We start from the raw sequence: 23,787 nt of genomic DNA, 5'->3' as shown, positions 1-23,787 counted from the left end.
GGCGCCCGCATTGGCAGGATCCGCCGAACGCTACCAATCTGTGCCAGGGGCCGCCCCACGCCGACCGTYCCRGCGCGGGAYGGATTTTRTTCCCTGGCAAGGAAAAAAACGGTTCCGGGGTGGGCATAGTACGCCTTGGTACAGGCCCGGCGCGAAACCACTTATGGCAGGATCCGCCGAACGCAGCCAATCTGTGCCAGGGGCCGCCCCACGCCGACCGTYCCGGCGCGGGAYGGATTTTRTTCCCTGGCAAGGAAAAAAACGGTTCCGGGGCGGGCATAGTACGCCTTGGTACAGGCCCGGTCCGGAACCGTTTTTTGACGCCGCCAGGGGGCAAAAGACGCCCGCGCCACGCTATTGGGAAAGGCCCGCCCCCCAAACCCGCGGAGCCATGTTCCAACGGCCCTGGGCGTCGCGACAGATGACCACCACCTCGGCCTCACGCTGGCCGGAAAGCGCCGTGCCGCGTTTGCATTCCTCGCCTTTGGCGGAGACAAAGCTCTCCCCCATGCTCAGGCGCACGTTTTTGCCAAAGTCCGGGTCGTCCAGGGTTGTGCTGTCGCCGGGGGCAGCCCCGATCATATAGGCCATGAGCGGGCCGGGCGGGGTTTCCGGCTGTTCCGGCGCGCCGCCGAAGCCGCAGCCGTAAAGCGCCAGTGCCGTCAGAAGCGTCAACAGGACCGGCAGCCGGGCATGACCGCCGTCCGCCCTGCGGGCCGCAGCCTTGGTGTGCGCACGCAATCCTTTCATGAAAATTTCCCTCCGTGGGCCTTCTGCCAATTCCGGGCAGCGTAAAACGCATGACAGCGGATTTTTATGCAAAATCCGCCGGCGCCGCCCGCGCGGATCGTTGACCGCTTTTTCCCTTTCCCCTTAGACAGAGAACCTCCCGGCTGTCAATGTCCTTGCCGGGGAAAGGGGCCGGCGCGCGGCGTTAATAGTCACGCTTTTTGTAAAAATGGGGAAAATATGAATTAATATTATTAAAAATCATTATGTTATAGTGTCCACCCTTTATAAATTCCGTATTTTATTTTGCATTTTATTGTGACCATGCTATTATCTGCACAATCTCTCCAGCAGAATCGGAGAAAATATGCCGAAATTGCCGATGAAAACCATCCACGTGCAGGACGCCGTGGGCAGTGTGCTGTGCCACGACATTACGCGCATTGTGCCCGGAGTGGAGAAGGGCCCCGTCTTCCGCAAAGGCCATGTGGTGCGCCCCGAAGATATTGAAACCTTGCTCAATGTGGGCAAGGAACATCTCTATGTTTTTGAGCCCTTGCCCGGCATGGTGCACGAAAACGACGCCGCCGCCCGCATTGTGGCTGCCGTAGCCGGGGCCAACCTTTCTGCTGCGGATCCGCACGAGGGCCGCATAGATTTGCGGGCCTCCTGTGACGGGCTGTTGCGCATTGACGTGCCCACGCTCAACAGCATCAACGGTCTGGGCGAAATTTCCGTGGCCACCATCCACAGCCTGCAGTGGGTGCGCAAAGGGCGCGCCGTGGCGGGCACACGGGTGGTGCCGCTGATGATTGAGGACGAAAAACTGCGCCGCCTGGAGACCCTGGTACAGGCCCCGGTCATTGAGGTGCTGCCCCTGCGGCGGGCCAAGGTGGGCATAGTAACCACGGGCAGTGAAGTATACTACGGCCGCATTCAGGACGCCTTTGGCCCGGTGCTGCGCAAAAAATTTGCGGATCTGGGCAGCACGGTTCTGGGGCAGACCCTCACCAGCGACGAAGTGTCCATGACCGCCGGGGCCATTGCGGATTTTCTGCAGCAAGGGGCGGATCTTGTCGTGGTTACCGGCGGCATGTCTGTGGACCCGGACGACCGCACGCCCAGCGCCATCCGCGCCGCCGGGGTGGAAGTGCTGAGCTACGGCGCGCCCGTCTACCCTGGGGCCATGTTCCTGCTGGGCTATGCCGCCGGATCTGCCGGACGGGTGCCCGTGCTGGGGCTGCCCGGCTGCGTCATGTACCACAAAGCCAGTATTTTCGACCTGATCGTGCCGCGCCTGCTGGCGGGGCTGGAGGTCACGGCCGCCGACATAGCGGCCTTGGGGCACGGGGGCTTCTGCTCCCAGTGTCCGGAATGCCATTACCCCGTTTGTCCTTTCGGCAAGTAGGCCCTGCGGCCCCGTAAAGGACGGACGGCCCCGCCTGCGCCCTGCCCCCGGGGCGGCGCGGGACGGGGAGGCGCACGGACCGCACGGCCCGTAGCGCACCGGCCCCGCAAGGGGTGCGCGCCCATGGCGTAGGCGCGCTGGTATCAATATGAGAGCGATTTCGTCAGGAATCGCCCTTGGTGCGGTACAGCCCGCCCCCCGCCTTACGGAAGCGTGGACGGAAGGGGGCACTGCCGCGAGGCACGGCGCAAAGCGCGCCATCACAACAGGGTTTTCGCCGTCGCGGACGGCGAAAACGGGGGCAGGCATCGGCCCCGAGCGCGGGACTGCCGCGCCGGCATACTATTCACAGGCATCAATCCCAAGGAGTCGCGCATGGAGACGAAAACGCTTGTTATCAACGGCATCCCCCGCAGGCTGCTGATCAACCCCGAAGACACGCTGGTGGATGTGCTGCGCAGCCAGTTGCAGCTGACCAGCGTGAAAGTGGGCTGCGGCAAAGGCCAGTGTGGCGCCTGCACGGTCATTCTGGACGGCAAGGTGGTGCGGGCCTGCATCATCAAGATGAGCCGCGTGCCTGAAAACGCCGCCGTCACCACCCTGGAGGGCATCGGCACGCCCTCCTGCCTGCACCCGCTGCAGCATTCGTGGATCTACCACGGCGCGGCGCAGTGCGGCTTCTGTACGCCCGGCTTCATTGTTTCGGCCAAGGGTCTGCTGGACACCAACCCCAACCCCAGCCGTGAAGACGTGCGCGATTGGTTCCAGAAGCACCACAACATCTGCCGCTGCACGGGCTACAAACCCCTGGTGGACGCCGTCATGGACGCCGCCGCCATCATGCGCGGCGAAAAGACCCTGGACGACGTCACCTTCAAGATGCCGGCGGATGGCCGCATCTGGGGTTCCACCATGCCCCGTCCCAGCGCCGTGGCCAAGGTGACGGGCACCGCTGAATTCGGTGCTGACGCCGCCTACCGCCTGCCGGCAAACACCCTGCACATGGCTCTGGCCCAGGCCAAGGTTTCGCACGCCAACATCAAGGGCATTGACACCTCCGAAGCCGAAAAAATGCCCGGCGTCTTCAAGGTGCTGACCCACAAGGACGTCAAGGGCAAAAACCGCATCACGGGCCTGATCACCTTCCCCAGCAACAAGGGCGACGGTTGGGAGCGGCCCATCCTCAATGACACCAAGATCTTCCAGTACGGCGACGCGCTGGCCATCGTCTGCGCCGATTCCGAAGCCCACGCCCGCGCTGCGGCCGAGAAGGTCAAGTTTGATCTGGAGCTGCTGCCCGAATACATGAGCGCCCCCGAAGCCATGGCCCCGGACGCCATTGAAATTCACCCCGGCACCCCCAACGTCTACTACGACCAGTTTGAAGAAAAAGGCGCGGATACCGCTCCCTTCTTCAATGACCCCAACAATGTGGTTATGGAAGGCGACTACTACACCCAGCGCCAGCCCCATCTGCCCATCGAGCCCGACGTGGGCTACGGTTACATCAACGACAAGGGCCAGGTGGTCATCCACTCCAAGTCTGTGGCCATCCACCTGCACGCCATGATGATCGCCCCCGGTCTGGGTCTGGAATTCCCCAAGGACCTCGTCCTGGTGCAGAACACCACCGGCGGCACCTTTGGCTACAAGTTCAGCCCCACCATGGAAGCCTTGCTCGGCGTGGCCATCATGGCCACGGGCCGTCCCTGCCACCTGCGCTATAACTATGAGCAGCAGCAGTGGTACACGGGCAAACGCTCGCCCTTCTGGACCACCGTGCGCATGGCCGCCAACAAACAAGGCAAGATCCTGGCCATGGAAACAGACTGGAGCGTGGACCACGGCCCCTACTCCGAATTCGGCGACCTGCTCACCCTGCGCGGCGCCCAGTACATCGGCGCGGGCTACGGCATCGCCAACATCCGCGGCAAGGGCCGCACCGTGGCCACCAACCACTGCTGGGGCGCCGCCTTCCGCGGCTACGGCGCGCCGGAAGCGGAATTCCCCTCCGAAGTGCTCATGGACGAACTGGCCGAAAAGCTGGGCATGGACCCCTTCGACCTGCGTGAGCTCAACTGCTACCGTGAAGGCGACACCAACCCCTCCGGTCAGGTGCCCGAGGTCATGAGCCTGCCCGAAATGTTCAAGCAGATGCGCCCCTATTATGAAGAAGCCAAAAAGCGCGTCAAAGCCCGCTCCACCGCCGAAGTCAAACGCGGCGTGGGCGTAGCCCTGGGCGTGTACGGCTCCGGCCTGGACGGCCCGGACACCTCCGAAGCCTGGGCGGAACTCAATGAAGACGGCACGGTGACCGTGGGCAACTCCTGGGAAGATCACGGCCAGGGCGCGGATTCCGGCACCCTGGGCACGGCCCACGAAGCCCTGCGGCCCCTGAACCTCACCCCCGACCAGATCCACCTGGTCATGAACGACACCAGCAAAACCCCCAACTCCGGCCCGGCCGGCGGTTCGCGCTCCCAGGTGGTCACGGGCAACGCCACCCGCGTGGCCTGCGAAATGCTCCTTGAAGGCATGCGCAAGCCCGATGGCGGCTTCTTCACCTATGCGGAAATGAAGGCTGAAGGCCGCCCCGTGCACTATGACGGCAAGTGGACCGCACCGGCCAAAGACTGCGACGCCAAAGGCCAGGGCGAACCCTTTGCCTGCTACATGTACGGTCTGTTCCTGGCTGAAGTGGCTGTGGAAGTGGCCACGGGCAAGACCACGGTGGAAAAGCTCGTCTGCGTGGCCGATATCGGCAAGCTCTGCAACAAACTCATTGTGGACGGGCAGATCTACGGCGGCCTGGCCCAGGGCGTGGGCCTGGCCCTCTCTGAAGACTATGAGGACATCAAGAAGCACAGCACCCTGGCGGGCGCGGGCGTGCCCACCATCAAGATGATTCCCGACGACATGGAAATCGTCTATGTGCAGACCCCGCGCAAGGACGGCCCCTTCGGCGCTTCCGGCGTGGGCGAAATGCCCCTTACCGCGCCGCACCCGGCCATCATCAACGCCATTTACAATGCTTGCGGCGCGCGCGTGCGGCACCTGCCGGCGCGGCCCGAAAAGGTCTTGGAGGCCATGCCCAAGTAAGGTAAACTGCCTCTGTGCCCACACCAGCGGGGAGGGGCCCTTGCAGGGCCTCCCTCCCCGCTTCCCCAGGGCCCCCGGCACACAGCGCCCCATGCTGCCGGAGGCGAAATTTTTGCCGCGGGGTGTGGGGGGAGGGCGCTTGCCGAAAAGCGCTCCTTCCCCCAAAGTGTTTTTACCCCCTGCGCAAGCGAGTGTCCGCCATGATGGATCAGAAGCGTCTGCACGAAATTGAGGCCCGCTGTACCCAGGAAAGCCCCCCCCGCTGTCGGGCGGCCTGCCCCTTTGACCTGGACGTGCGCGCCTTCATGACCCACATGGCCGCAGGCCGCGTGAGCGAGGCCCGCAAGCTGCTGGAGCGGCATTTGCCCCTGCCGGGGGTGTTGGCCCGGCTCTGCGACCACCCTTGTGAAGAAGTCTGCCTTCGCCGCGACCTGGGCGGCAGCGTGGCCATGCACGGGCTGGAACTTTCCTGTATGCTCACGGCGGGCCAGCAAAGTCGCCCCCTGCCCCTGCCCCCCAAGAAAAAACGGATGGCCGTGGCGGGTGCGGGGCTGACCGGCCTGGCCGCGGCCTGGGATCTTTCGCGCAAGGGCTACCCGGTCACGGTCTTCCACACGGATGCTCCGGAATCCGCCCTGCTGGCCGCCTATCCCGTGCTGGCGAGCGCCGGTCTGGACAAAGATTTTCTGGCCGAGGACATGGCCCTGCTGACCCGCCAGAAGGTGCGCTTTGAACTGGCGACCCTGGACGCGGCCCTGGCAACGCGCCTGGCTGAAGAATTTGACGGTGTGCTGCTGGACGCGGACGCCGCGCCGGACCTGGCCCCGGCCCAGACGGACGTGGACGCGGAAACCCTGCTCTGGCGCGACAACCTCTGCTGCGCGGGCTGGAAAAATCGCACGCCCACGGGCCACGCCTACGCTTCACCTGCAACCCAGGCCGGACAAGGCCGCCGGGCGGCGCAGACCCTGGATCGCCTGGTGAGCGGCGTTTCCCTCACCGCCGCACGGGAAAAAGCGCAAGGCCCCCTGCACACGGATATCACAGGCATTGCGCCCAATCCCCGCCGGGAACCAGCGGGCCTCACCCACACCCCTGAAGAAGCCGCGCAGGAAGCCGCGCGCTGCCTGCAGTGCCAGTGCCTCATCTGCGTCAAAGAGTGCGTCTACCTGCAGAAATACAAAGGGTATCCGCGGGTCTACGCCCGGCAGGCGCACAACAACGCCTCCATTGTCAAGGGCCTGCACACGGCCAACGCCATGATCAACGGCTGCGCCCTGTGCGGCCAGTGCGAAGAGCTCTGCCCGGAAAATTTCTCCATGGCCGAACTCTGCCTGGCTGCCCGCGAAGACATGGTGGAACGCGGCTTTATGCCGCCCACGGCCCACGAATTTGCCCTGGAAGACATGGAAAACGCTTCGGGACCGGAGTGCGCCCTGACTCTGCCGGACCCATCTTTGCCCCAGGGCGTGGCCCCGGCCTGGGCCTTTTTCCCAGGCTGCCAGCTTACGGCCTCACGCGGGGAGCAGGTGGCGGCCCTCTATGCCCGGCTGCGGGAGGCTTTTGCCCACGACCCCACGCCAGGAGTGGGCATCATGCTTGCCTGCTGCGGCATCCCGGCCCGCTGGGCCGGACGCGCCAAACGGTTTCAAGAGCACACGGCGGCCCTGCGCGCTGCCTGGGAAGGGCTGGGCAAACCGCGCATCATGGCGGCCTGTTCGTCCTGCCTTACGGTACTGCGCGAGGCCCTGCCCGAAGCGCGGGCCGTATCCGTGTGGGAAGTGCTGGACGGCCTGTCCGAAAACGCATGGGCTGCAACAGCGCCGGGCGCAACAGGCGGCGGCAGGCCGGCGGGCATGCCCGCCGTGCTCTCCGTGCAGGATCCCTGTACGGCCCGGCACGACCCGGCCTGGCTTGCGGCCGTACGCAGTCTGGCCCGCAAGGCCGGCGTAACTCTGGAGGAGCCGCGTCTTTCCGGCCCCACCACGGCCTGTTGCGGCTACGGCGGCCTGGTCTGGTGCGCTCAGCCCGACACGGCAGAAGCCATGAGCGCCCACCGTGCGGCAGAGCTGCCCCATCCGGGCCTGGCCTCCTGCATCATGTGCCGGGACAGGCTGGCTGCCAGCGGCAAGGAATGCTGGCATCTGCTGGACCTGCTCTTCCCCGCCCTGGCGGGCGCTGCCGGGCAGGAACGCGGCCCGGGGCTTTCAGCCCGGCGGGCCAATCGCGCGGCCCTGCGACGGCGGCTGCTGCACGAATGTCTGGGTGAAGAGGCTGCCCGGCCCCCGGAGGGCAAGGTGCGGGTGACGCCGGAGCTGCTGGCCCGACTGGAGGCCCGTCACATCCTGCTAGAGGACGTGGAGGCCGCCGTGGCCGGAGCCGAGGCCAGCGGGCACCGCTTCAAAAATCTGGAAAACGGACATTGGCTCGGCTCCTGGCGGCCCCGGCAAGTGACCTTCTGGGTGGAATACACGCCTGAAGGCGCGGGCTTTGTGCTGCACGACGCCTGGTGCCACCGCATGGTGGTGCCCGGCTCCGGCGGCCAGGAGGCGGCGGAGGTCATCAACCGGCACCAGTGCTGCACGGACGGCAGCCGGGGAGAACAGTCATGAGCATGGCGGATCTCAACTACGGACCCGACGAAGGGCAATGGGTTTGCGGCCGCTGCAATTTGCCGCTGGAGCAAAGCAAGGTCGCCGTATTCTACCTCAACAGCGCTTTTGACGTGGTGCTGCCGCGCTGTCCCCAGTGCGGTCTGACCATGATCCCCAAATCCCTGGCGCAAGGCAAAATGCTGGAAGTGGAAGCTCTGCTGGAAGACAAATGAGCGCCCTGTGGGAGCGTGAGGACTTTCGCCGCGTGGCCCAAGGGGCCTGGCGGCCCGGCGGCACGGCGCTCACCCGCCGGGGCCTGGCCCTCTGCCGTCGGCACAGCGGCCTGACGCCCGGCGCGCTGGTGCTGGACCTGGGCTGCGGCGACGGCGCGACCCTGCGCCTGCTGCTGCGCGAGGGCTACCGGGCCTGGGGCCTGGACCGCATAGCTCAGCCCGGAGCCGCGGCCACGGGCCGCCTGCTTCTGGCCGACGCGGCCCGCCCGCCCCTGGCCCCTGGCAGTCTGGACGCCCTCCTGAGCGAATGCCTACTCTCCCTGCTGCCCGATCCTTTTGCCGCGTTGCGCGCCTGGGCGCGCCTGCTGCGGCCCGGCGGCGCGCTGCTGGTGAGTGACCTGACCCTTGCCGCCCCCGGCGCACGCAAGAGAACCTCGCTTCCCGGCTGTGGATGTGAAAACGCAGCCGCATCTTTGGAAAAAAGCGCCGTGGCGGCCGCCGCAGAGGCCGCCACGGGCGCAGAGCCCACTGCCCCGATGGCGACTGCCCCGGCGGCGAGGGCGACGGGAGCAGCGGCGATGCCCCCGGCCCCTGCCCAGGGCGGTTGCAGCGCAGGCGCGGCCCGCTCTTGCAGCGCCGGAGCGCGTCCCGCAAGCGTCTGGCAGGAGATGTTCGTCGCCGCCGGGCTGCGCGTGGAAATCTGCGAGGACCACAGCCGCACCCTGGCCGAGCTGGCGGCCCGACTGGTCTGGTACGGCGCGGCCCCGGCGGATTCCTGCGCCTGCAACGGGTCCGGCCCCGCCGCCGGATCCTTGGGCTATAACCTGTGGATTGCCCAAAAAGCCCCTGCGGCCTGAGCAAAAAAGCGCCGGGCACACGGTCCGCATGCCCCTGGGGCCGCGTCCCCCCCCCAAACCGGCAGCCGCGCTCCGGCCCGGAAAAGGAGACCCCATGAATCCCATGATGCTGGAATTGCTGCCCCTGGTGCGCCAGGGCTACTGTTGCAGTCAGCTGCTCCTGCTGCTTATGCTGGAAGCGCGCGGACAGCAGAACCCCGACGTGGTGCGCGCGGCTCAGGGCCTGTGCCACGGCATCGGCCAATCCGACGGCCCTTGCGGCCTGCTCACGGGCGGGGCCTGTGCCCTGGCCCTGGTGGCCGGCAAGGGCGCAGATACGGAAACCGCCCACCCCATGCTTACCCCCCTGCTCAACGACTACGCCACCTGGTTCTACGAGCGCACCAATCCCTACGGAGGCCAGCGCTGCGGCCAGATCGCCGCGGGCCTGGGCGCAACCTCCGGCGCGCCGGGCGAGGCTCCCAACCCCGTGGCCTGCGGCGACCTGCTGGCCGAGTGCTGGGGAAAAATCCTGGAGCTGGTTCAGAGCTACGACCTGGACCTGACGCCCGCCTCATGATTCTGCGCCGCACCCAAAGTCTCTGCCCCGTGTGTCTGCGGCGGCTGGACGCGGTCTACGTACGCCCCGAAGACGCGCCGGAAGCGGTGCTGCTGGAAAAAACCTGTCCGGAGCACGGCGTCTTTCGTGTGCCTGTCTGGCGCGACGGGGGCCCCGGCCCGACGGCGGACGGACCGCCGCAACCGACCAGCGTCGACCTGCCGGCCTTTGAAACCTGGACCAGGCCCAAAAGCCCCTCTTACCCGCAGGATCCGCGCACGCCTACGGTCCACGGCTGCCCCTTTGACTGCGGCCTCTGCCCGGAGCACGCCCAGCACACCTGCACAGGCCTGCTGGAAGTGACCATGCGCTGCAACATGGCCTGCCCCATCTGCTACGCCGACGGCGGCAGAGCCACGGCCCCGCCGGATCCGGACCTGGACTGCCTGGCCGCACAGCTGGACGTGCTGACCAGGGCCTCCGGCCCCTGCAACGTGCAGCTTTCCGGCGGCGAACCCACCGTGCGCGAGGATTTGCCCGCCATTGTGGCCCTGGCCCGCTCGCGCGGCTTCGGCCTGGTACAGCTCAACACCAACGGCCTGCGTCTGGCCGAGCCGGGCTACGCCCAAAGCCTGCGCGCGGCCGGGCTGGACTCCGTCTACCTGCAGTGGGACGGCGTAAGCGAAGCCGCCTTCCGCGCCCTGCGCGGCCGCGATTGCCTGGAGTTCAAACACAGGGCCGTGCGGGCCTGCGGCGCGGCGGGCCTGGGCGTGGTGCTGGTGGCCACGGTGGTGCGCGGCGTCAACGACCACGAGTTGGGCGATCTGCTGCGCTTGGCCCTGGAGCTGGGCCCCACGGTGCGCGGCCTGCACGTGCAGCCCGCAGCCTTTTTCGGCCGCTATCCCTGGTCTCTGGGCGCGGCCCCGCGCTGCACTCTGCCCGAAGTCATGGGCGCGCTGGCCGGCCAGGCCCCGGAACTGGTCAACCCAACCCAGTTCCACCCGCCGGGCTGCGAAAACGAACTCTGCTCCTGCAGCGCCGTGTACCGCCGCATTGCCGACCCCCATGGCCGCCCCGGCCTGCAGTGGCTGGGGCAGGGCGGCTCCTGCTGCACGCCCACGGCCCCCTCTACGGCCCCTTCCGCGCCTTCCGCAGCGCCGCCCTCCGCTGCGGAAGGCGCACGCAAGGCCAAACAGTTTGTGGCCCTGCACTGGAAAGGCGCAACGCCGCCGCAGCCGGACGCCGCACCGCAAGCCCCACAGGAAAAGCCCGCGCCCGCCAAGGACGCCTTCAGCCGCTTTCTGGCCCAGGCCGGCGTGGAGCAGCGCTTCACCCTCTCCAGCATGGCCTTTCAGGACGCCCTCAGTCTGGACGTGGCCCGCGTGCGCGGCTGCTGCATCCATGTTCTGCGTCCCGACGGCCGCATGATCCCCTTCTGCCTCCACAACCTTACGGCGGCGGACGGCGCGCGCCTCTACAAGACCGCCCCATGAACGCCGCACCGCCCCCCGCTCCCACAGCCACGGCCTGCCCTCTGGACGCCTGGCTGGCGCAGAACTGCGGCGCGGCCAGTCTGGAAGACCTGCCCCGCGCCCTGCACGCCGCCCAGGAGGCCGCCCTGCGCCGGCAACTGGTCCAGGCCCGCCGCGCTGTCTTTTACGGCCCCCGTCTGACGGGCCTGGACCTGGAACGTCTGACTCTGGAGGACCTGCCGCGCCTGCCTTTCACCACCCCTGCGGACCTGCGCCAGTGGCAGGACTTGCTCTGCGTTTCCCTGGGCGCGGTGCAGCGCATGGTCACCCTGCACACTTCGGGCACCACAGGCACGCCCAAACGCATGGCCTTTACTGAAGGCGACCTGGCCCGCACCCGCGAATTTTTTGCCGTGGGCATGCGCCAGCTGGTCCGCACCGGAGACCGCCTGGCCGTGCTCCTGCCCGGCGCGGACCGCCCCGACGGCGTGGCCGACGTCCTGCGTCAGGCCCTGACCCCAGCCGTGGACGTGCGCACGCCGCCCCCTTCCCTTCTGGCCGGCCCCGCCGGGCCCTGGGCCGCCCACGCAGACCTGGCCCGCTGGCTGACAGCCCAGCGCCCTCACGCCCTCATTGCCATGCCCGGCCAACTGGCCGCCCTGCTGCACAGTTTCCCCCAAAGCGGCCCGCCAGGCCTGCGCGGCGTGCTCTCCAGCGCCGAACCTCTGGACCCCGTGCTGCGCCATCTGCTGTGCACCGTCTGGCAGTGCGAAATCCTGGACCACTACGGCCTTACGGAAACCGCTTACGGCGGCGCAGTGGAATGCCCGGCCCACAATGGCTGCCACATCCGCGCCCTGGACCTGCTGGTGGAAATTGTGGACCCCTGCGGCACAGAGGTTCTCCCCCCTGGTGAAGAAGGCGAAATCGTGCTCACTACCCTCCAACGCGAGGCCATGCCCCTCATCCGCTACCGCACGGGCGACGTGGCCCGCCTGCTGCCCGGCCCCTGCGCCTGCGGCAGCCCCCTGCCCCGTCTGAGCTATGTGCGCGGCCGCCTGCAGCACAGCCAAGGCCGCGTGCTCGTGGTCCGTCCGCACAAGGGCGGGAGGGAAGCGTAAAAAACGTTTTGCAGAAAAAAAGGAAACGTCTCCCCCGTTCTGCAAAAAAAGCATTATATTCCGAAAGGACCAAGGCCCTGGCCGATGCCTTGCCGTGAACCCAGGGCATTGCAGCCTTGCAATGCCCTGACGGCTGCGTGAGAGCCGCCTGCCGTAAGCGAGCATTTCAAGTGTTAAATGCTCTAGTTACGCGGGTAAGCGCCGGAACGGGCACGCCGTAACCGTTAAGAATCCATACTCTCAAGGGTCATCTGCTCCAAAGACTGCAAGGAGGGTTGTCGTGGAAGGAACCGAAAGGCCCGCGCGCGCCTTGATTCTGGCCGCCGGCGAGGCCCGCCGCATGGGCCGGGTCAAGGCCCTCCTGCCCCTGCCCTGCCCGGCAGAGGGCAAAAAAATTGAAGCGCAAAGCGCTCTGGCCCTGCTGGTCGGCACCTTTCGCCGGGCCGGCATTACGGACATCACCGTGGTCACGGGTTGGCACGCCCATGTGGTGGAGCCCGCCGCCAAGGCCCTGGGCCTTGCCGTGGCGCGCAATCCAGCGCCGGAACGGGGCATGTTCTCCTCTGTACAGACGGGCCTGCAGGCCCTGCTCGCCGCTCACGGTCAGGGCCCTGTCCTGGTCAATCCCGTAGACGTGCCCCTGGTGCGCTCCCTCACCCTGCGCGCCTTGCTGGAGGCTGCCGCCCAGACCCCGGACACGGTACTTTTGCCCGTCTTTGCCGGACAGGAAGGCCATCCCCCCTGCATCCCCGCCGCAGCCCTGCCCGCGCTGGCCGCCTACGCCGGTCCCGATGGCCTGCGCGGCGCACTGGCTGCCCTGCCCTGCCGCCGCCTGTCTGTACCCGATGCCGCCATGCTGGAAGACATGGACCGCCCCGAAGACTATGCCCGCCTGCAACGGCTGGCCTTGCGGCGCGCGGCCCTGAGCCCGGCCGAAGCCCTGGAGCTGCTGCGTCTGCGCGCCGTGCCGGAAAAAGGCCTGCGTCACGCCCGCGCGGTGGGCGCCGTGGCCCGCGCCCTGGCCGAGGCTTTGGGCCGGGCTGCGCGCATGGCTGCAAACCCGGACCAGACCGCTGTCCCCCGTGCGCCGGGTGCGGCCCAGACCCCCGCCCTGGACCCGGAACTGGCCTGCGCCGGTGGTCTGGTGCACGATATCGCCAAAGGCCAGCCCCACCACGAAGCTGCCGGGGCCGCCCTGCTGGAAGCTCTGGACCTGCCCCATCTGGCGGCCCTGGTGCGCGACCACCGCGACCTCAGCCTCCCCGACGACCAGCCCGTCAGTGAACGTGAACTGGTCTATCTGGCGGACAAATACTGCTGGGGCGGGCAATTCGTGCCCGTGGCGCAGCGCTTTGGCCAGAAGCTGGAGGTCTTTGCCCAGGACGCGGAAGCCTGCGCCGCCATTGTCGGCCGTCTGGGCCGGGCCAAGGCGCTGGAAGCGCGTCTGGCCCGAGAACTGGGCCGCGCCCCCGCCGCCGTGGCACAGCAGACCCTGGCCCTGGAGGACAGGCCACAGGACACGACTCCGGCAAAGACTTCCCCGGCGGACAAACCCGAAGCAGACAAAATGCCAACGGAAGGGCCCCAGGCGGACATGCCCCACACGGGTAAGGCGCAAACAAATCCCGCCGACCGCACAACGGCAAAAGGAACGTCCGCCGCGGCCACTGGACGCGGGGCTTCGCCCAAGGCCCCGGCATGAAGGGCGTCTGGCTTATCCGTCACGGCTCCCTGCCCGCCAACCCGCAACGCCGTATGGTGGGCGCGCGCGCCATTCCCCTCAGCCCCTGGGGCCGGGCCCAGGCCAGCGCCCTGGGGCGGGAAATGCCTCCGGCCTTGGCCCGCGCCGTGCAGGCTGTGGTCTGTTCAGATTTACAGCGCTGTCAGGAAAGCGCCGCTCTGCTTCTGGCTGCCGCCCCCTGGCCCGGCACGCCCCCGCCCCTCCATACGGAACCGGATTTGCGCGAAATTTCTTTGGGCTGCTGGGAGGGGCTGACCAGGGCTGAAATCGCCGCCCGCTTCCCCGGCGCGTGGGAGGCCCGCGGGGCGCAGCTGGCCCACTACGCCCCGCCGGGGGGCGAGAGCTTTGCCCAGGTCCAGGCCCGCGCCCTTCGGGCCGTGGGCCGCTGGCGCACGCGCTGCCCGGAAGGCACGCTTCTGCTGATCAGCCACGCCGGGGTCATCCGCTGCCTCCTCGCCCACTACCTGGCCCTGCCCCTGGGCGAACTGCTGCGCATTCCCCAATATTATGCCTGCCGCGCCTTTTTGCCGGAATGGTAACACGGCCGGATTTGTCAAAACCCCCTGACAAGAGAAAATCCCATGTTAACAGTGTATGTGGCGGCTTCCTTCAAGCACAAGCACGGCGTCCGGCTGCTGGGGCGCGAATTGCGGGCCCTGGGCTGCCGCCTGCTGGACTGGACGGAAAAAGCCGCGCCCCCGCCGGGGCTCACGCCTCTGGAACGGCGCATCTGGATGGATACAGATCAGGACGGCGGACAGGTCTACGCCTTCTGCCGGGACGCCTGCCTGACGGCGGACCTGGTGATCTATTACGGCGCGTCCGGACAGGACGCGGGCGTGGAGGTGGGGCTGGCCGCCGGCACAGGCGTGCCCGTGCTGGGCATCCGCGGGCCGCTGGAAGGGACGGGCCTTATGCTGCACGGCGCGGTGACCGCCTGGGTGGACGGCGCGGAGGAAGCCCTGGACGTGCTGGCCCGCCTGCAGGCCCATGCCGCCGCCCACTGGCAGAACGCCGCGGCCGAACCCGACCCCGCCGTCCGCCGCCTGGCTCTGCGGCTGTGCGCACGCGCACAAAAAACATAACGCTGCAGGGCGGCGGTGGGGGCAAAGTCTCCCCACCGCCGCCTTGCAGCGTTATCTGGTGGCCCTGTCCTGTGGAGAAACCCCCACAAGGAGAAGCCCCCACAAAAGGACAAAATTTACGACACGGCTTCCAGGGCGGCCACGGCGGGCAGGGTTTTGCCTTCCAGCAGTTCCAGGGAAGCGCCGCCGCCGGTGGAAATATAGCCCATTTTGTCGGCCAGGCCGTATTTTTCCACGGCCGCCACAGAGTCGCCGCCGCCCACTACCACAAAGGCCTTGCCTCCGGCCAAAAAATTGGCCAGAGCCTTGGTGCCCTGCCCGAAGGGGTCCGTTTCAAAAGCGCCCACAGGGCCGTTCCAGACCACGGTGGCGGCTTTGGCAAGCAGTTTTTCATAGGCAGACACGGTTTCCGGCCCGATATCCAGAATCATCTGATCCGGGGGCACGTCGCCCACGGCGTGAACGCCAGTCTGCCGGCCGGGGGCCAGCTCTTCGGCAGTGACCACGTCCACGGGCAGGGGCAATTCTTTGTTCAGGGTCTTGGCCTGCTCCATAATCTTTTTGGCTTCGGGCACCAGGTCTTCCTCACAAAGGCTCTTGCCCACCATATACCCGGCGGCGGCCAGAAAGGTATTGGCAATGCCGCCGCCCACCATAAGCACGTCCACGGTGTTGAGCAGGTTTTCCAGCAGGCCCAGCTTGGAGCTGACCTTGGAGCCGCCGATAATGGCCACCAGGGGCCGGGCCGGATTGTCCAGCACCTTGCCGAAGGCCTCCAGCTCCGCCTGCAGCAGAGGCCCGGCGCAGGCCGTCTGCGCCGCGCGCACCGCCCCTTCGGTGGAGGCGTGGGCCCGGTGGGCCGCGCCAAAAGCGTCCATGACGTAGACCTGGCCCAGGCCAGCCAGGCGGGCGGCCAGTGCGGCATCATTCTTTTTCTCGCCCTTGAGAAAACGTACGTTTTCCAGCAAGGTCACTTCCCCCGGTGCGGCCGTGGCTTCCGCAAACGTGGGGGCCAGGCGCACGGGGCGTTCCAGCAGTTCGGCAAGTCTGGCCGCCACGGGCTTGAGGGAGAACTGCTCTTCAAACTGCCCTTCCGTGGGCCGCCCCAGGTGCGACAGCAGCACCACACCCGCGCCTTTTTCCAGCGCCAGGCGGATGGTGGGCAGGGCCGCGCGGATGCGCTTGTCGTTGCTGACGCCCCCGTCCTTCATGGGCACGTTGAGATCCTCGCGAATAACCACGGTTTTGCCCGCCAGGTCCACATCCTGCATCTTTCTGATCGGCATCTGCGCCCTCCGGTCCGTTGAAATTCTCTATAAAAACAAGCGTCCCGCCGCGCGGGACGTCGTTATCAGCGCCTAGGGCAACAAGGATTGCACCAAGCGCAGCACATGCGGCACAGTAAAGCCCAGACGCTCAAAAACCACCTTGCCCGGTGCGGAAGCGCCGAAGCGCTCCATGCCCAGCACCGCGCCGTCCAGGCCCACATACTTGCGCCACCAATCCACGGCCGCCGCCTCAATGGCGATGCGGGCGCGCACGGCGCGGGGCAGCACGCTTTCTTTATAATCCGCGTCCTGGGCGTCAAAAAGTTCCGCACAGGGCAGGGAAACCACGCGCACCCGGCGGCCTTCGGCCTCCAGCTGCGTTGCCGCCGCCAGCGCCAGGCCCACTTCCGAGCCCGTGGCCAGCAAAATAAGTTCCGGCGTGCCCGCGCAGTGGCGCAGCACATAGCCGCCCCGGGCAATGGCCGCCACCTGCTCCGCATCTCTGGGGCAGAAGGGCAAGGTCTGGCGCGAGAGCGAAAGCACGCTGGGGCAGGGGCTTTCCAGCGCGCTGCGCCAGGCCACGGCGGTTTCCACCGTATCACAGGGCCGCCAGACGTGCAGGCCGGGCGTGGCGCGCAGCATATTGAGCTGCTCCACGGGCTGGTGGGTCGGGCCGTCCTCGCCCACGCCAATGGAATCATGGGTAAATACCCACACGGCCCGCACGCCCATGAGCGCCGCCAGACGCAGTGCGTTCTTGGCCTGATCCGCAAAGGAAAGGAAGGTGCCCGCATAGGGGATAAAGCCGCCGTGCAGGGCCAGGCCGTTCATAATGGCGCTCATGCCGAATTCCCGCACGCCATAAGAAATATAGTTGCCCGTCAGGGCCGGCGGGTTGAGCCGCGTGGACGCGGCCGTAAGCGTGCCCACGGAACCCGTGAGGTCGGCGGAGCCGCCCAGAAGCTCCGGCAGACGCGGCACCAGCGTTTCCAGGGTTTTGCGCGAGGCCACGCGGGTGGCCAGATCTTCCCGCGCGTTCAGGGCCTCTTCCACCAGGCGGCGGGCCGTGTCGGCCCAATCTGCGGGCAGTTCGCCGCGCACGCGGCGCTCAAATTCGGCGGCCAGGCCGGGGTGGGCCGCGCGGTAGGCTTCAAATTTGCTCTGCCAGGCGGCTTCCAGGGCCTGTCCGCGCTCGTGCGCGTCCCAGGCGGCGCGGATGTCCTGCGGAATGACAAAGGGCGGTTCCGTCCACTGCAGAGCCTGGCGCACGGCGGCCACGCCCTCGGCCCCCAGGGGCGAACCGTGGCAGGCGGCGGAATCCGCCTTGGGCGAACCATAGCCGATGTGCGTACGGCAGATGATCAGGCTGGGCCTGCCTTCATCCGCATGAGCTGCGGCCAGAGCCGCGTCCAGCGCCGCGGCGTCGTGTCCGTCCAGCGGGCCCAGTACCTGCCAGCCGCAGGCCGTGAAGCGCCCGGCCACGTTCTCTGTAAACCAGCCGTCCACCTTGCCGTCAATGGAAATGCCGTTGGCATCGTAGAACACGATGAGCCTGCCCAGCCCCCAGGTGCCGGCCAGGGAGCAGGCCTCGTAAGACACGCCCTCCATCAGGCAGCCGTCGCCGGCAAAGGCGTAGGTACGGTGGTCCACCACGGCGTGTTCCGGCGTGTTGTAGCGCGCGGCCAACAGGCGTTCGGCCAGGGCCATGCCCACGGCCGAGGCCAACCCCTGGCCCAGCGGGCCGGTGGTCATCTCCACGCCCATATCCAGGTCATATTCCGGGTGCCCCGCAGCCTTGGAACCCCACTGACGAAAATTTTCAATCTCTTCCAGCGGCAGGTCATAGCCGGACAAATGCAACAGGCCGTAGAGCAGCATGGAGGCGTGCCCGTTGGAAAGCACAAAACGGTCCCGGTCGGGCCAGCGGGGATTGGCGGGATTATGCCGAAGCACGTGCCGCCAGAGAGCCTCGGCCATGTCGGCCATGCCCAGCGGCGCGCCGGGGTGCCCGGAACGGGCTTTTTCAATGGCGTCCACGGCCAGGATACGGAGAGCATTGGCGCACTGTCTGCGGGTGGGCATGAAACGGTTCCTTCACTGTTGTTTTTTGAGGATGGGGAAAGGCGGCCAAGCTGCCGCAGCCCTGCGGCGGTCCTTGGAACAGATACCTTTGAGAATAGGCATTATCAAATTTACGGCGCGCCCACTGCGGCGCGCGGCGGGGCCCACAAACAACGCCGAGGCGTGCCCTACTGCGGTTTCCAGGCCGTGGCGGCCCAAAGGCCGGGGCGGACGCCGCTTGCCGCGCAGGCCGCGGCAAAGGCCGCCAGGCGCGCGCCATAGGGCTTGTGACCGAAAAATGCCGAACCGGAAACCAGCACATCGGCCCCGGCCGCCACCAGAGCGCCGGCGTTTTCGGGGCAGACCCCGCCGTCCACCTGAATGAGGACGTTGCCCCCGCCGTTTTCGTCCAGCAGCCTGCGGGCCGCGCGGAGCTTGGCAAAGCTGGCCGGGATGAAGGCCTGGCCGGAAAAGCCGGGGTTCACGCTCATGATCAGCAGCATATCAAGGTCAGCGACAAGCCAGCGCACGGCATTCACATCCGTGCCGGGATTGAGGGCCACGCCCGCCTTGCAGCCCAGGGCGCGGATGGCGTCAAGGGTGCGCTGCAAGTGGTGGTCGGCCTCGGCGTGGACCACCAGCATATCTGCTCCGGCTTCCGCAAAGGCCGCCAGATGGCGCGAGGGGTCTTCCACCATGAGGTGCACGTCAAAAAAAAGCCCGCTCAGGGGGCGCAGGGCCTTGATGAGCGGGGGACCAAAGGTAATGTTGGGCACAAAGGCCCCGTCCATGACGTCCAGGTGCAGCCAGGTAAGACCGGCGGCTTCCAGCGCGGCCAATTCCTCGGCCAGACGGGCGAAATCCGCCGACAACAGAGAAGGTGAAAGGATCATGCCTTGGCTCTCCGCCTTGTGCGGGCTGCGGGCCGCGCCCGCTTCTTACTGCCCGCTGAGCAGACGCCGCAGGGACAACAGCTGGCGTTTGAGCCCACGCATAAATTCCGGGTCCGGCACGGCGGCCACGCGCTGGGGCAGGGTTTCGTCCAACACGGCGCTGCCCTGCAGCACGCGCCGCGCGCCTTCAATAGTCATGCCCTGCTCGTGCAGCAATTGCTGGATGCGCCGCAGCAGGGCCAGGTGTTCTTCAGTATACAGGCGCTGGCCCTTGTCCGTACGGATGGGAGCCAGCTGAGAAAATTCCGTTTCCCAGAAGCGCAGCACATGGGTTTTGAGGTGGAGCAATTCCGCCGCTTCGCCGATGCGGTAAGTCTTCCCGGACGTCTTTTCCTCCATCTTGTCCCCCGGACGCCGACAACGCCGCACCCCTGCCGCCCGCGCGGAGTCAGGAACGCGCGAACGGCGGGATGCGGACTGCTGGATCAGACGCGCACATCAAATGCGCGTCGTAGTGATTCTGCCACGAGTTCCCGCTCTTTGTCTACCTCTGTATCCTTTAACGTACGCTGCGCATGACGAAAAGTCAGGCGGAAGGTGAGGTGCCGCACAGGCGTTGCGTCCTGCGCCACGGGCGGCTCAAAGCAGTCCCCCAGGGTCGCGTCCGCCAGCAGCGGCCGGTTGAGCCCCCTGATGTGCTCCAGCACGGCCCCTACCGTGAGGCCTGGGCCGGCGGCCACCGTGATGTCGCGCCGCACGGGTGGAAACACGGGCAGGCTGCGGAAGCGCAGTTGCACCGCGTCGTGCAGGCGGCGCAGAACCTCCAGGTCGATTTCGGCCAGCCAGACTTCCTTGCGGGCGTGGTATTCCGCCGCCATGCCGGGCCGGACCCGGCCCATGACGCCCAGGGCCGCGCCTTCCACCGTGAGGGTCACGCAAGGCAGCAAAAAGGGATGGTCCTCCCGCAAGGCGCAGACCGGCGCGGGCGCGTGCAGGTGGTGCAGCAAATGCTCCACCACACCCTTGAGGTCCGTATAATCCAGGTCGCCTTCAGGCTGGGGCCAGGCCGCGTCGTAACGCGCGCCGTAGAGCAGCAGGCCCAGCACGCCCGTTTCACGGGCCGTGGTTTCCGCTGCCGCATCCGCCGCAAAGACTGTGGCCAGTTCAAACAACCGCAGGCCAGCGGCCCCCTGGGCCAGGTTGTTGCGCAGGGTGTTGAGCAGGCCCGGCGCCAGAGCCGTGCGCAAGGCATCCTGTTCTGCCGAAAGGGGATTCATGATGGAAATGCGCCCCTCGCGCGGCAGGTTCAGGCGGTCCAGATCTTTGTGGCCCACAAAACTGTAGTTGACCGCCTCGTTGAGGCCCAGGCCCGCGCCCCAGTGCTTGATGCGGGACCAGAAATCAAAGCGTGATTCCGGTTCGCCCGCGTGGGCCAAGTTGCGCTCCACCCTGGGCAAAGCCGGGGCGATGGTGTCCAGACCGTGCAGGCGGCCCACTTCTTCAATGAGATCGGCCTCGCGGGTGAGGTCCGGCCGCCAGGAAGGCTGGGTCACTGCCCACTGCTCCGGGTTGCTGCGGTCCACGGCGCAGCCCAGTCCCGCAAGGGTGGCGGCGTCGAAATCCGCACCCAGGTGGACCCCCAGCAGGGCGTCGGCCCTGGCCGGACGGAAGGGAATGCGCGCCGGCGCAAAGGGCCGGGGCTCGTTGATGCAGAGGCTGGCGCAGACCGTGCCGCCGCTCAGGGCCGCCATCATGGCGCAGGCCCGGTTCAGGGACCAGACCGCACGCTGCTGATCTATGCCGCGCTCAAAACGGTAGGAAGCCTCGGACGAAAGCCCCAGACGGCGCGAAGTCTTGCGGATGGTGGCCGGACGGAACACGGCGCTTTCCAGAAACACGCGGCTGCTGCCCGCGCCTATTTCGGAATTAAGCCCGCCCATAACGCCCGCCAGGGCCACAGGGCGCTCGCCGTCGCAGATGCAGAGGTCCTGGGCGTTGAGCACGCGCTCCTGCCCGTCCAGGGTCGTGAAGCGCTCCCCTGCCGCAGCGCGGCGCACCACAATGCGGCCCCCGTGCAGGTTGTCCAGGTCAAAGGCGTGCAGGGGCTGGCCACATTCCAGCAGAATGTAGTTGGTCACGTCCACAATATTGGAGATAGGGCGTACGTCGTGGGCGTGCAGGCGGTGGCGCAAACGCATGGGCGAGGGCCCCACCTGCACCCCGGTAAGCGCACGGCCCGCATAGAGCCAGCACAGCTCCGGGTCGTCAATGGCAATGGGCACGTCCAGGTCCGACGCAAGATTCTCTGGCAGAGGCACGTCGGGGATGGTCAGGGGCAGGTTGCAGGCCAGGGCCGTTTCCCGCGCCAGACCCAGGACGGAAAGGCAGTCCGACCGGTTGGGCGTGATGGAAATATCCAGCACTTCGCGGTCCAGGTCCAGCTGGTCCACCAAAGGTTTGCCCACCACAAAATTTTCCGGCAAAATCATGATGCCCGTGTGGTCTTCGGTGAGTCCCAGCTCCCGCTCGGAACAGATCATGCCTTGCGAGGGCGCGCCGCGCAGCTTGGCTTTTTTGATGACCATGCCGTCGGGCATGCGCGTGCCCACCAGAGCCACGGGCACCAGTTGCCCCGCCGCCACGTTGGGCGCACCGCAGACAATTTCCAGAAGCTGCCCCTGGCCCGCGTCCACCGTGCAGCAGTGCAGATGGTCGGACTGCGGATGATTTTCACACGTGACCACCCGCCCCACCACGATGGCGGCGATGGGTGCATAGGGCCGCCGGATGTCTTCCAGCTCCAGACCCAGCATGGTCAGCCGGTCGCCCAGGGCTTCGGCTGTGCCTTCGTAAGGGGTGAACTCACGCAGCCAAGAAAGAGAGAGCAGCATAGCGTATCGATCCTTTGTCGCGCGGGCCTTTGGCCTGCCGCGCGAACACTGCGGTTAGCGAAAATTCCAGACCGGCTTCTGGTCCTGCGCTGCGGGGTCGGGCAGCGGGCGCTCGGCCTGCCTGCGTTGCGCCGCGCCGTACGCGCCGGGGTTGAGGCGCTTGCGGGGCTGCGGCGTTTCGGCTTCGCGCGGGGTGACTGTATTGCCGTAAGCGTCCGTATAGCCCATGCCCCCTTCGGCGGTGCGGCCCGCACTCTGGTTGGGCAACGTTTCCACAGACCGGGGGCCGCCGGGCGGTTCCAGCCCGGACTGACGCGCACTGAAGGCCGAAGCCGCCAGGGCCGCGCCGGGCAAAGCAAAGCCCAGCCCCAGACACAACGCCAGCAGCGCCGCCGCCAGCCGCCGCAGCCCGCTGTCGGGCCGGGCCGGGCGCCCACACCGCGCCAGACAGTGCAAAGCCTTGGCGGTCGTCGCGGCAAGGCGCACAGGCAAAGCGCGGGGGACGGACGGATGGGCCATGGGCTTCACCAGGTAAACTGGCTCAAAAAGCGCGTGTCGTTTTCAAAAAACATGCGCAGATCGCCGATGCCGTATTTGAGCATGGTCACGCGCTCCACGCCCATGCCAAAGGCAAAGCCCGTGCTGTCCGCCGGGTAGCCCACCGCCTCAAAAACCGCCGGGTCCACCATGCCGCAGCCCAGAATCTCCACCCAGCCCGTAGTCTTGCACACCCGGCAGGGCTCGCCGTTGACGTGCCCCTTGCCGCCGCACATGCAGCAGGAAATATCCACTTCCGCCGAAGGCTCGGTAAAAGGGAAAAAACTGGGCCGGAAGCGCACCTCGGTGGCCGCGCCGAACACGGCGCGCACAAAGGCTGTGAGCGTGCCGCGCAGGTGGGCGAGGCTCACGCCCTGCCCCACCAGCAGACCTTCGATCTGGTGGAACATGGGGGTGTGGGTGAGGTCGCTGTCGCGCCGGTAAACCTTGCCGGGCACCACTACGGCCACGGGCGGCTTGCGCGTCAGCATGGTGCGCACCTGCACGGGCGACGTGTGGGTGCGCATGAGCACCTTGTCCGTAATGTACAGGGTGTCCTGCATGTCGCGGGCGGGATGTTCCGGCGGCATATTCAGGGCCTCAAAATTGTAATAGTCTATCTCCACTTCCGGCCCGGAGGCCACATCAAAGCCCAGCCCCTTGAACACGCCGCAGATTTCCTCCATCACCAGGGTGGTGGGGTGCAGGCTGCCGCGCCAGGGCGCGCGGCCCGGAATGGAAGGATCAAAACGCTTGAGCGCGGCGGCCTCGCGCCCGGCTTCCAGAGCGGCCTTACGCTGCTCAAACAGGGCGTTGCAGCGTTCTTTGACGCTGTTGGCCTTCTGCCCCACGGCGGGGCGCGACTCTGGCGCAAGGCCCGGCAGTTGGCTCATGATCTGGGCAATGCGGCCTTTCCGCCCCAGAACGTCCACGCGCAGGGCTTCCAGCGCGTCCAGGTCGGCGGCCTGGGCCAAACCGGCCTCCAGTTCGGGAACCAGGCCCTCCAGTGCAGAAATCAAATCCATAACGGATTCCCCATGCCGTTGCTGCGGCGCTGTTGTTACACAAAACCAAGACGCCGGGACGCCTCCCGGACAAAAAAACAGAGCGCGAGGGGCGCTTGCGCACCGCCCGCGCCCTTAAGACATACCATCCCGCCCGCGCCCCCGCAAGCCGCCCACAGTCGGCAGGGACGGCGGCGGCCCTTCCTGCAAAGCCTTTTTCCCGCGCAGACGCGCGCAGCCGCGCCCTGAAGGAAAA

General features: G+C 67.1%; 19 protein-coding genes. 11 read left to right on the top strand and 8 right to left on the bottom strand.

What is annotated here, in order from left to right; translation table 11 throughout:
• Positions 1–354: 354 nt before the first annotated feature.
• Positions 355–750, bottom strand: coding sequence for a DVU3141 family protein (locus EB812_RS04645; RefSeq protein WP_118229899.1), 396 nt, complete (start codon positions 748–750; stop codon positions 355–357).
• Between the two features lie 361 nt (positions 751–1,111).
• Here EB812_RS04645 and EB812_RS04640 point away from each other — a divergent pair, with 361 nt between their 5' ends.
• The 11 genes from EB812_RS04640 (at position 1,112) to EB812_RS04590 (ending at position 14,877) form a co-directional block, all read left to right on the top strand.
• Positions 1,112–2,137, top strand: a complete 1,026-nt coding sequence (locus tag EB812_RS04640; protein WP_207287318.1) for a molybdopterin-binding protein — start codon at positions 1,112–1,114, stop codon at positions 2,135–2,137.
• 375 nt (positions 2,138–2,512) lie between these two features.
• Positions 2,513–5,236 carry a molybdopterin-dependent aldehyde oxidoreductase gene (locus tag EB812_RS04635; RefSeq protein WP_118229897.1) on the top strand — a complete coding sequence of 908 codons (2,724 nt, stop codon included), beginning with the start codon at positions 2,513–2,515 and terminating at the stop codon, positions 5,234–5,236.
• 200 nt (positions 5,237–5,436) lie between these two features.
• Positions 5,437–7,848, top strand: coding sequence for a pyridine nucleotide-disulfide oxidoreductase/dicluster-binding protein (locus EB812_RS04630; protein ID WP_242621193.1), 2,412 nt, complete (start codon positions 5,437–5,439; stop codon positions 7,846–7,848).
• Positions 7,845–8,063, top strand: coding sequence for a DVU_1557 family redox protein (locus EB812_RS04625; protein ID WP_118229896.1), 219 nt, complete (start codon positions 7,845–7,847; stop codon positions 8,061–8,063). Before EB812_RS04630 ends, EB812_RS04625 begins: the two co-directional genes overlap by 4 nt.
• Positions 8,060–8,920, top strand: coding sequence for a DVU_1556 family methyltransferase (gene trsM / locus EB812_RS04620; protein ID WP_130957876.1), 861 nt, complete (start codon positions 8,060–8,062; stop codon positions 8,918–8,920). The genes EB812_RS04625 and trsM overlap by 4 nt, the downstream gene beginning before the upstream one ends.
• 94 nt (positions 8,921–9,014) lie before the next feature.
• Positions 9,015–9,479: a DVU_1555 family C-GCAxxG-C-C protein gene (locus tag EB812_RS04615; protein WP_118229894.1), complete on the top strand. Its 465-nt coding sequence runs from the start codon at positions 9,015–9,017 to the stop codon at positions 9,477–9,479.
• Positions 9,476–10,951, top strand: coding sequence for a radical SAM (seleno)protein TrsS (gene trsS, locus EB812_RS04610; RefSeq protein ID WP_118229893.1), 1,476 nt, complete (start codon positions 9,476–9,478; stop codon positions 10,949–10,951). Before EB812_RS04615 ends, trsS begins: the two co-directional genes overlap by 4 nt.
• Positions 10,948–12,051, top strand: coding sequence for a DVU_1553 family AMP-dependent CoA ligase (locus EB812_RS04605; protein ID WP_242621192.1), 1,104 nt, complete (start codon positions 10,948–10,950; stop codon positions 12,049–12,051). Before trsS ends, EB812_RS04605 begins: the two co-directional genes overlap by 4 nt.
• A 280-nt stretch (positions 12,052–12,331) precedes the next feature.
• A complete protein-coding gene (locus EB812_RS04600) occupies positions 12,332–13,753 on the top strand; it encodes a DVU_1551 family NTP transferase (RefSeq protein ID WP_242621191.1) in 1,422 nt (473 codons plus the stop codon).
• On the top strand, positions 13,750–14,331 hold the full coding sequence (locus tag EB812_RS04595) for a histidine phosphatase family protein (protein ID WP_118229892.1): 582 nt from the start codon (positions 13,750–13,752) through the stop codon (positions 14,329–14,331). The genes EB812_RS04600 and EB812_RS04595 overlap by 4 nt, the downstream gene beginning before the upstream one ends.
• A 42-nt stretch (positions 14,332–14,373) precedes the next feature.
• Positions 14,374–14,877, top strand: a complete 504-nt coding sequence (locus EB812_RS04590; RefSeq protein ID WP_118229891.1) for a translation initiation factor 2 — start codon at positions 14,374–14,376, stop codon at positions 14,875–14,877.
• Between the two features lie 116 nt (positions 14,878–14,993).
• On the opposite strand, the gene EB812_RS04585 is transcribed toward EB812_RS04590, so the two are convergent.
• The 7 genes from EB812_RS04585 to pheS form a co-directional block, all read right to left on the bottom strand.
• Positions 14,994–16,163, bottom strand: coding sequence for a phosphoglycerate kinase (locus tag EB812_RS04585; protein WP_118229890.1), 1,170 nt, complete (start codon positions 16,161–16,163; stop codon positions 14,994–14,996).
• A gap of 72 nt (positions 16,164–16,235) precedes the next feature.
• A complete protein-coding gene (gene tkt, locus EB812_RS04580) occupies positions 16,236–18,227 on the bottom strand; it encodes a transketolase (protein WP_130957875.1) in 1,992 nt (663 codons plus the stop codon).
• Between the two features lie 167 nt (positions 18,228–18,394).
• Positions 18,395–19,099: a ribulose-phosphate 3-epimerase gene (gene rpe, locus EB812_RS04575; protein ID WP_118229888.1), complete on the bottom strand. Its 705-nt coding sequence runs from the start codon at positions 19,097–19,099 to the stop codon at positions 18,395–18,397.
• A gap of 45 nt (positions 19,100–19,144) precedes the next feature.
• A complete protein-coding gene (locus tag EB812_RS04570) occupies positions 19,145–19,498 on the bottom strand; it encodes a MerR family transcriptional regulator (protein ID WP_118229887.1) in 354 nt (117 codons plus the stop codon).
• Positions 19,499–19,584: 86 nt separating this feature from the next.
• Positions 19,585–21,990 carry a phenylalanine--tRNA ligase subunit beta gene (gene pheT / locus EB812_RS04565; RefSeq protein ID WP_118229886.1) on the bottom strand — a complete coding sequence of 802 codons (2,406 nt, stop codon included), beginning with the start codon at positions 21,988–21,990 and terminating at the stop codon, positions 19,585–19,587.
• A gap of 54 nt (positions 21,991–22,044) precedes the next feature.
• Positions 22,045–22,509, bottom strand: a complete 465-nt coding sequence (locus EB812_RS04560; RefSeq protein WP_118229885.1) for a translation initiation factor IF-2 — start codon at positions 22,507–22,509, stop codon at positions 22,045–22,047.
• Between the two features lie 5 nt (positions 22,510–22,514).
• Positions 22,515–23,552, bottom strand: a complete 1,038-nt coding sequence (gene pheS, locus EB812_RS04555) for a phenylalanine--tRNA ligase subunit alpha (RefSeq protein ID WP_118229884.1) — start codon at positions 23,550–23,552, stop codon at positions 22,515–22,517.
• Between the last annotated feature and the right edge of the window lie 235 nt (positions 23,553–23,787).

This window comes from Desulfovibrio legallii (genome assembly GCF_004309735.1).
Taxonomy (GTDB): Bacteria; Desulfobacterota; Desulfovibrionia; order Desulfovibrionales; family Desulfovibrionaceae; genus Desulfovibrio; species Desulfovibrio legallii.
Note: the sequence above shows the minus strand (reverse complement) of the source record. Positions and strands in the feature narration are given on the sequence as shown.

What these genes read in the sequence shown, in the direction of transcription:
- EB812_RS04645 (WP_118229899.1), bottom strand. Translation starts at nt 750, where the DNA reads ATGAAAGGATTGCGTGCGCACACCAAGGCTGCGGCCCGCAGGGCGGAC.
- EB812_RS04640 (WP_207287318.1), top strand. Translation starts at nt 1,112, where the DNA reads ATGAAAACCATCCACGTGCAGGACGCCGTGGGCAGTGTGCTGTGCCAC.
- EB812_RS04635 (WP_118229897.1), top strand. Translation starts at nt 2,513, where the DNA reads ATGGAGACGAAAACGCTTGTTATCAACGGCATCCCCCGCAGGCTGCTG.
- EB812_RS04630 (WP_242621193.1), top strand. Translation starts at nt 5,437, where the DNA reads ATGATGGATCAGAAGCGTCTGCACGAAATTGAGGCCCGCTGTACCCAG.
- EB812_RS04625 (WP_118229896.1), top strand. Translation starts at nt 7,845, where the DNA reads ATGAGCATGGCGGATCTCAACTACGGACCCGACGAAGGGCAATGGGTT.
- trsM (WP_130957876.1), top strand. Translation starts at nt 8,060, where the DNA reads ATGAGCGCCCTGTGGGAGCGTGAGGACTTTCGCCGCGTGGCCCAAGGG.
- EB812_RS04615 (WP_118229894.1), top strand. Translation starts at nt 9,015, where the DNA reads ATGAATCCCATGATGCTGGAATTGCTGCCCCTGGTGCGCCAGGGCTAC.
- trsS (WP_118229893.1), top strand. Translation starts at nt 9,476, where the DNA reads ATGATTCTGCGCCGCACCCAAAGTCTCTGCCCCGTGTGTCTGCGGCGG.
- EB812_RS04605 (WP_242621192.1), top strand. Translation starts at nt 10,948, where the DNA reads ATGAACGCCGCACCGCCCCCCGCTCCCACAGCCACGGCCTGCCCTCTG.
- EB812_RS04595 (WP_118229892.1), top strand. Translation starts at nt 13,750, where the DNA reads ATGAAGGGCGTCTGGCTTATCCGTCACGGCTCCCTGCCCGCCAACCCG.
- EB812_RS04590 (WP_118229891.1), top strand. Translation starts at nt 14,374, where the DNA reads ATGTTAACAGTGTATGTGGCGGCTTCCTTCAAGCACAAGCACGGCGTC.
- EB812_RS04585 (WP_118229890.1), bottom strand. Translation starts at nt 16,163, where the DNA reads ATGCCGATCAGAAAGATGCAGGATGTGGACCTGGCGGGCAAAACCGTG.
- tkt (WP_130957875.1), bottom strand. Translation starts at nt 18,227, where the DNA reads ATGCCCACCCGCAGACAGTGCGCCAATGCTCTCCGTATCCTGGCCGTG.
- rpe (WP_118229888.1), bottom strand. Translation starts at nt 19,099, where the DNA reads ATGATCCTTTCACCTTCTCTGTTGTCGGCGGATTTCGCCCGTCTGGCC.
- EB812_RS04570 (WP_118229887.1), bottom strand. Translation starts at nt 19,498, where the DNA reads ATGGAGGAAAAGACGTCCGGGAAGACTTACCGCATCGGCGAAGCGGCG.
- pheT (WP_118229886.1), bottom strand. Translation starts at nt 21,990, where the DNA reads ATGCTGCTCTCTCTTTCTTGGCTGCGTGAGTTCACCCCTTACGAAGGC.
- EB812_RS04560 (WP_118229885.1), bottom strand. Translation starts at nt 22,509, where the DNA reads ATGGCCCATCCGTCCGTCCCCCGCGCTTTGCCTGTGCGCCTTGCCGCG.
- pheS (WP_118229884.1), bottom strand. Translation starts at nt 23,552, where the DNA reads ATGGATTTGATTTCTGCACTGGAGGGCCTGGTTCCCGAACTGGAGGCC.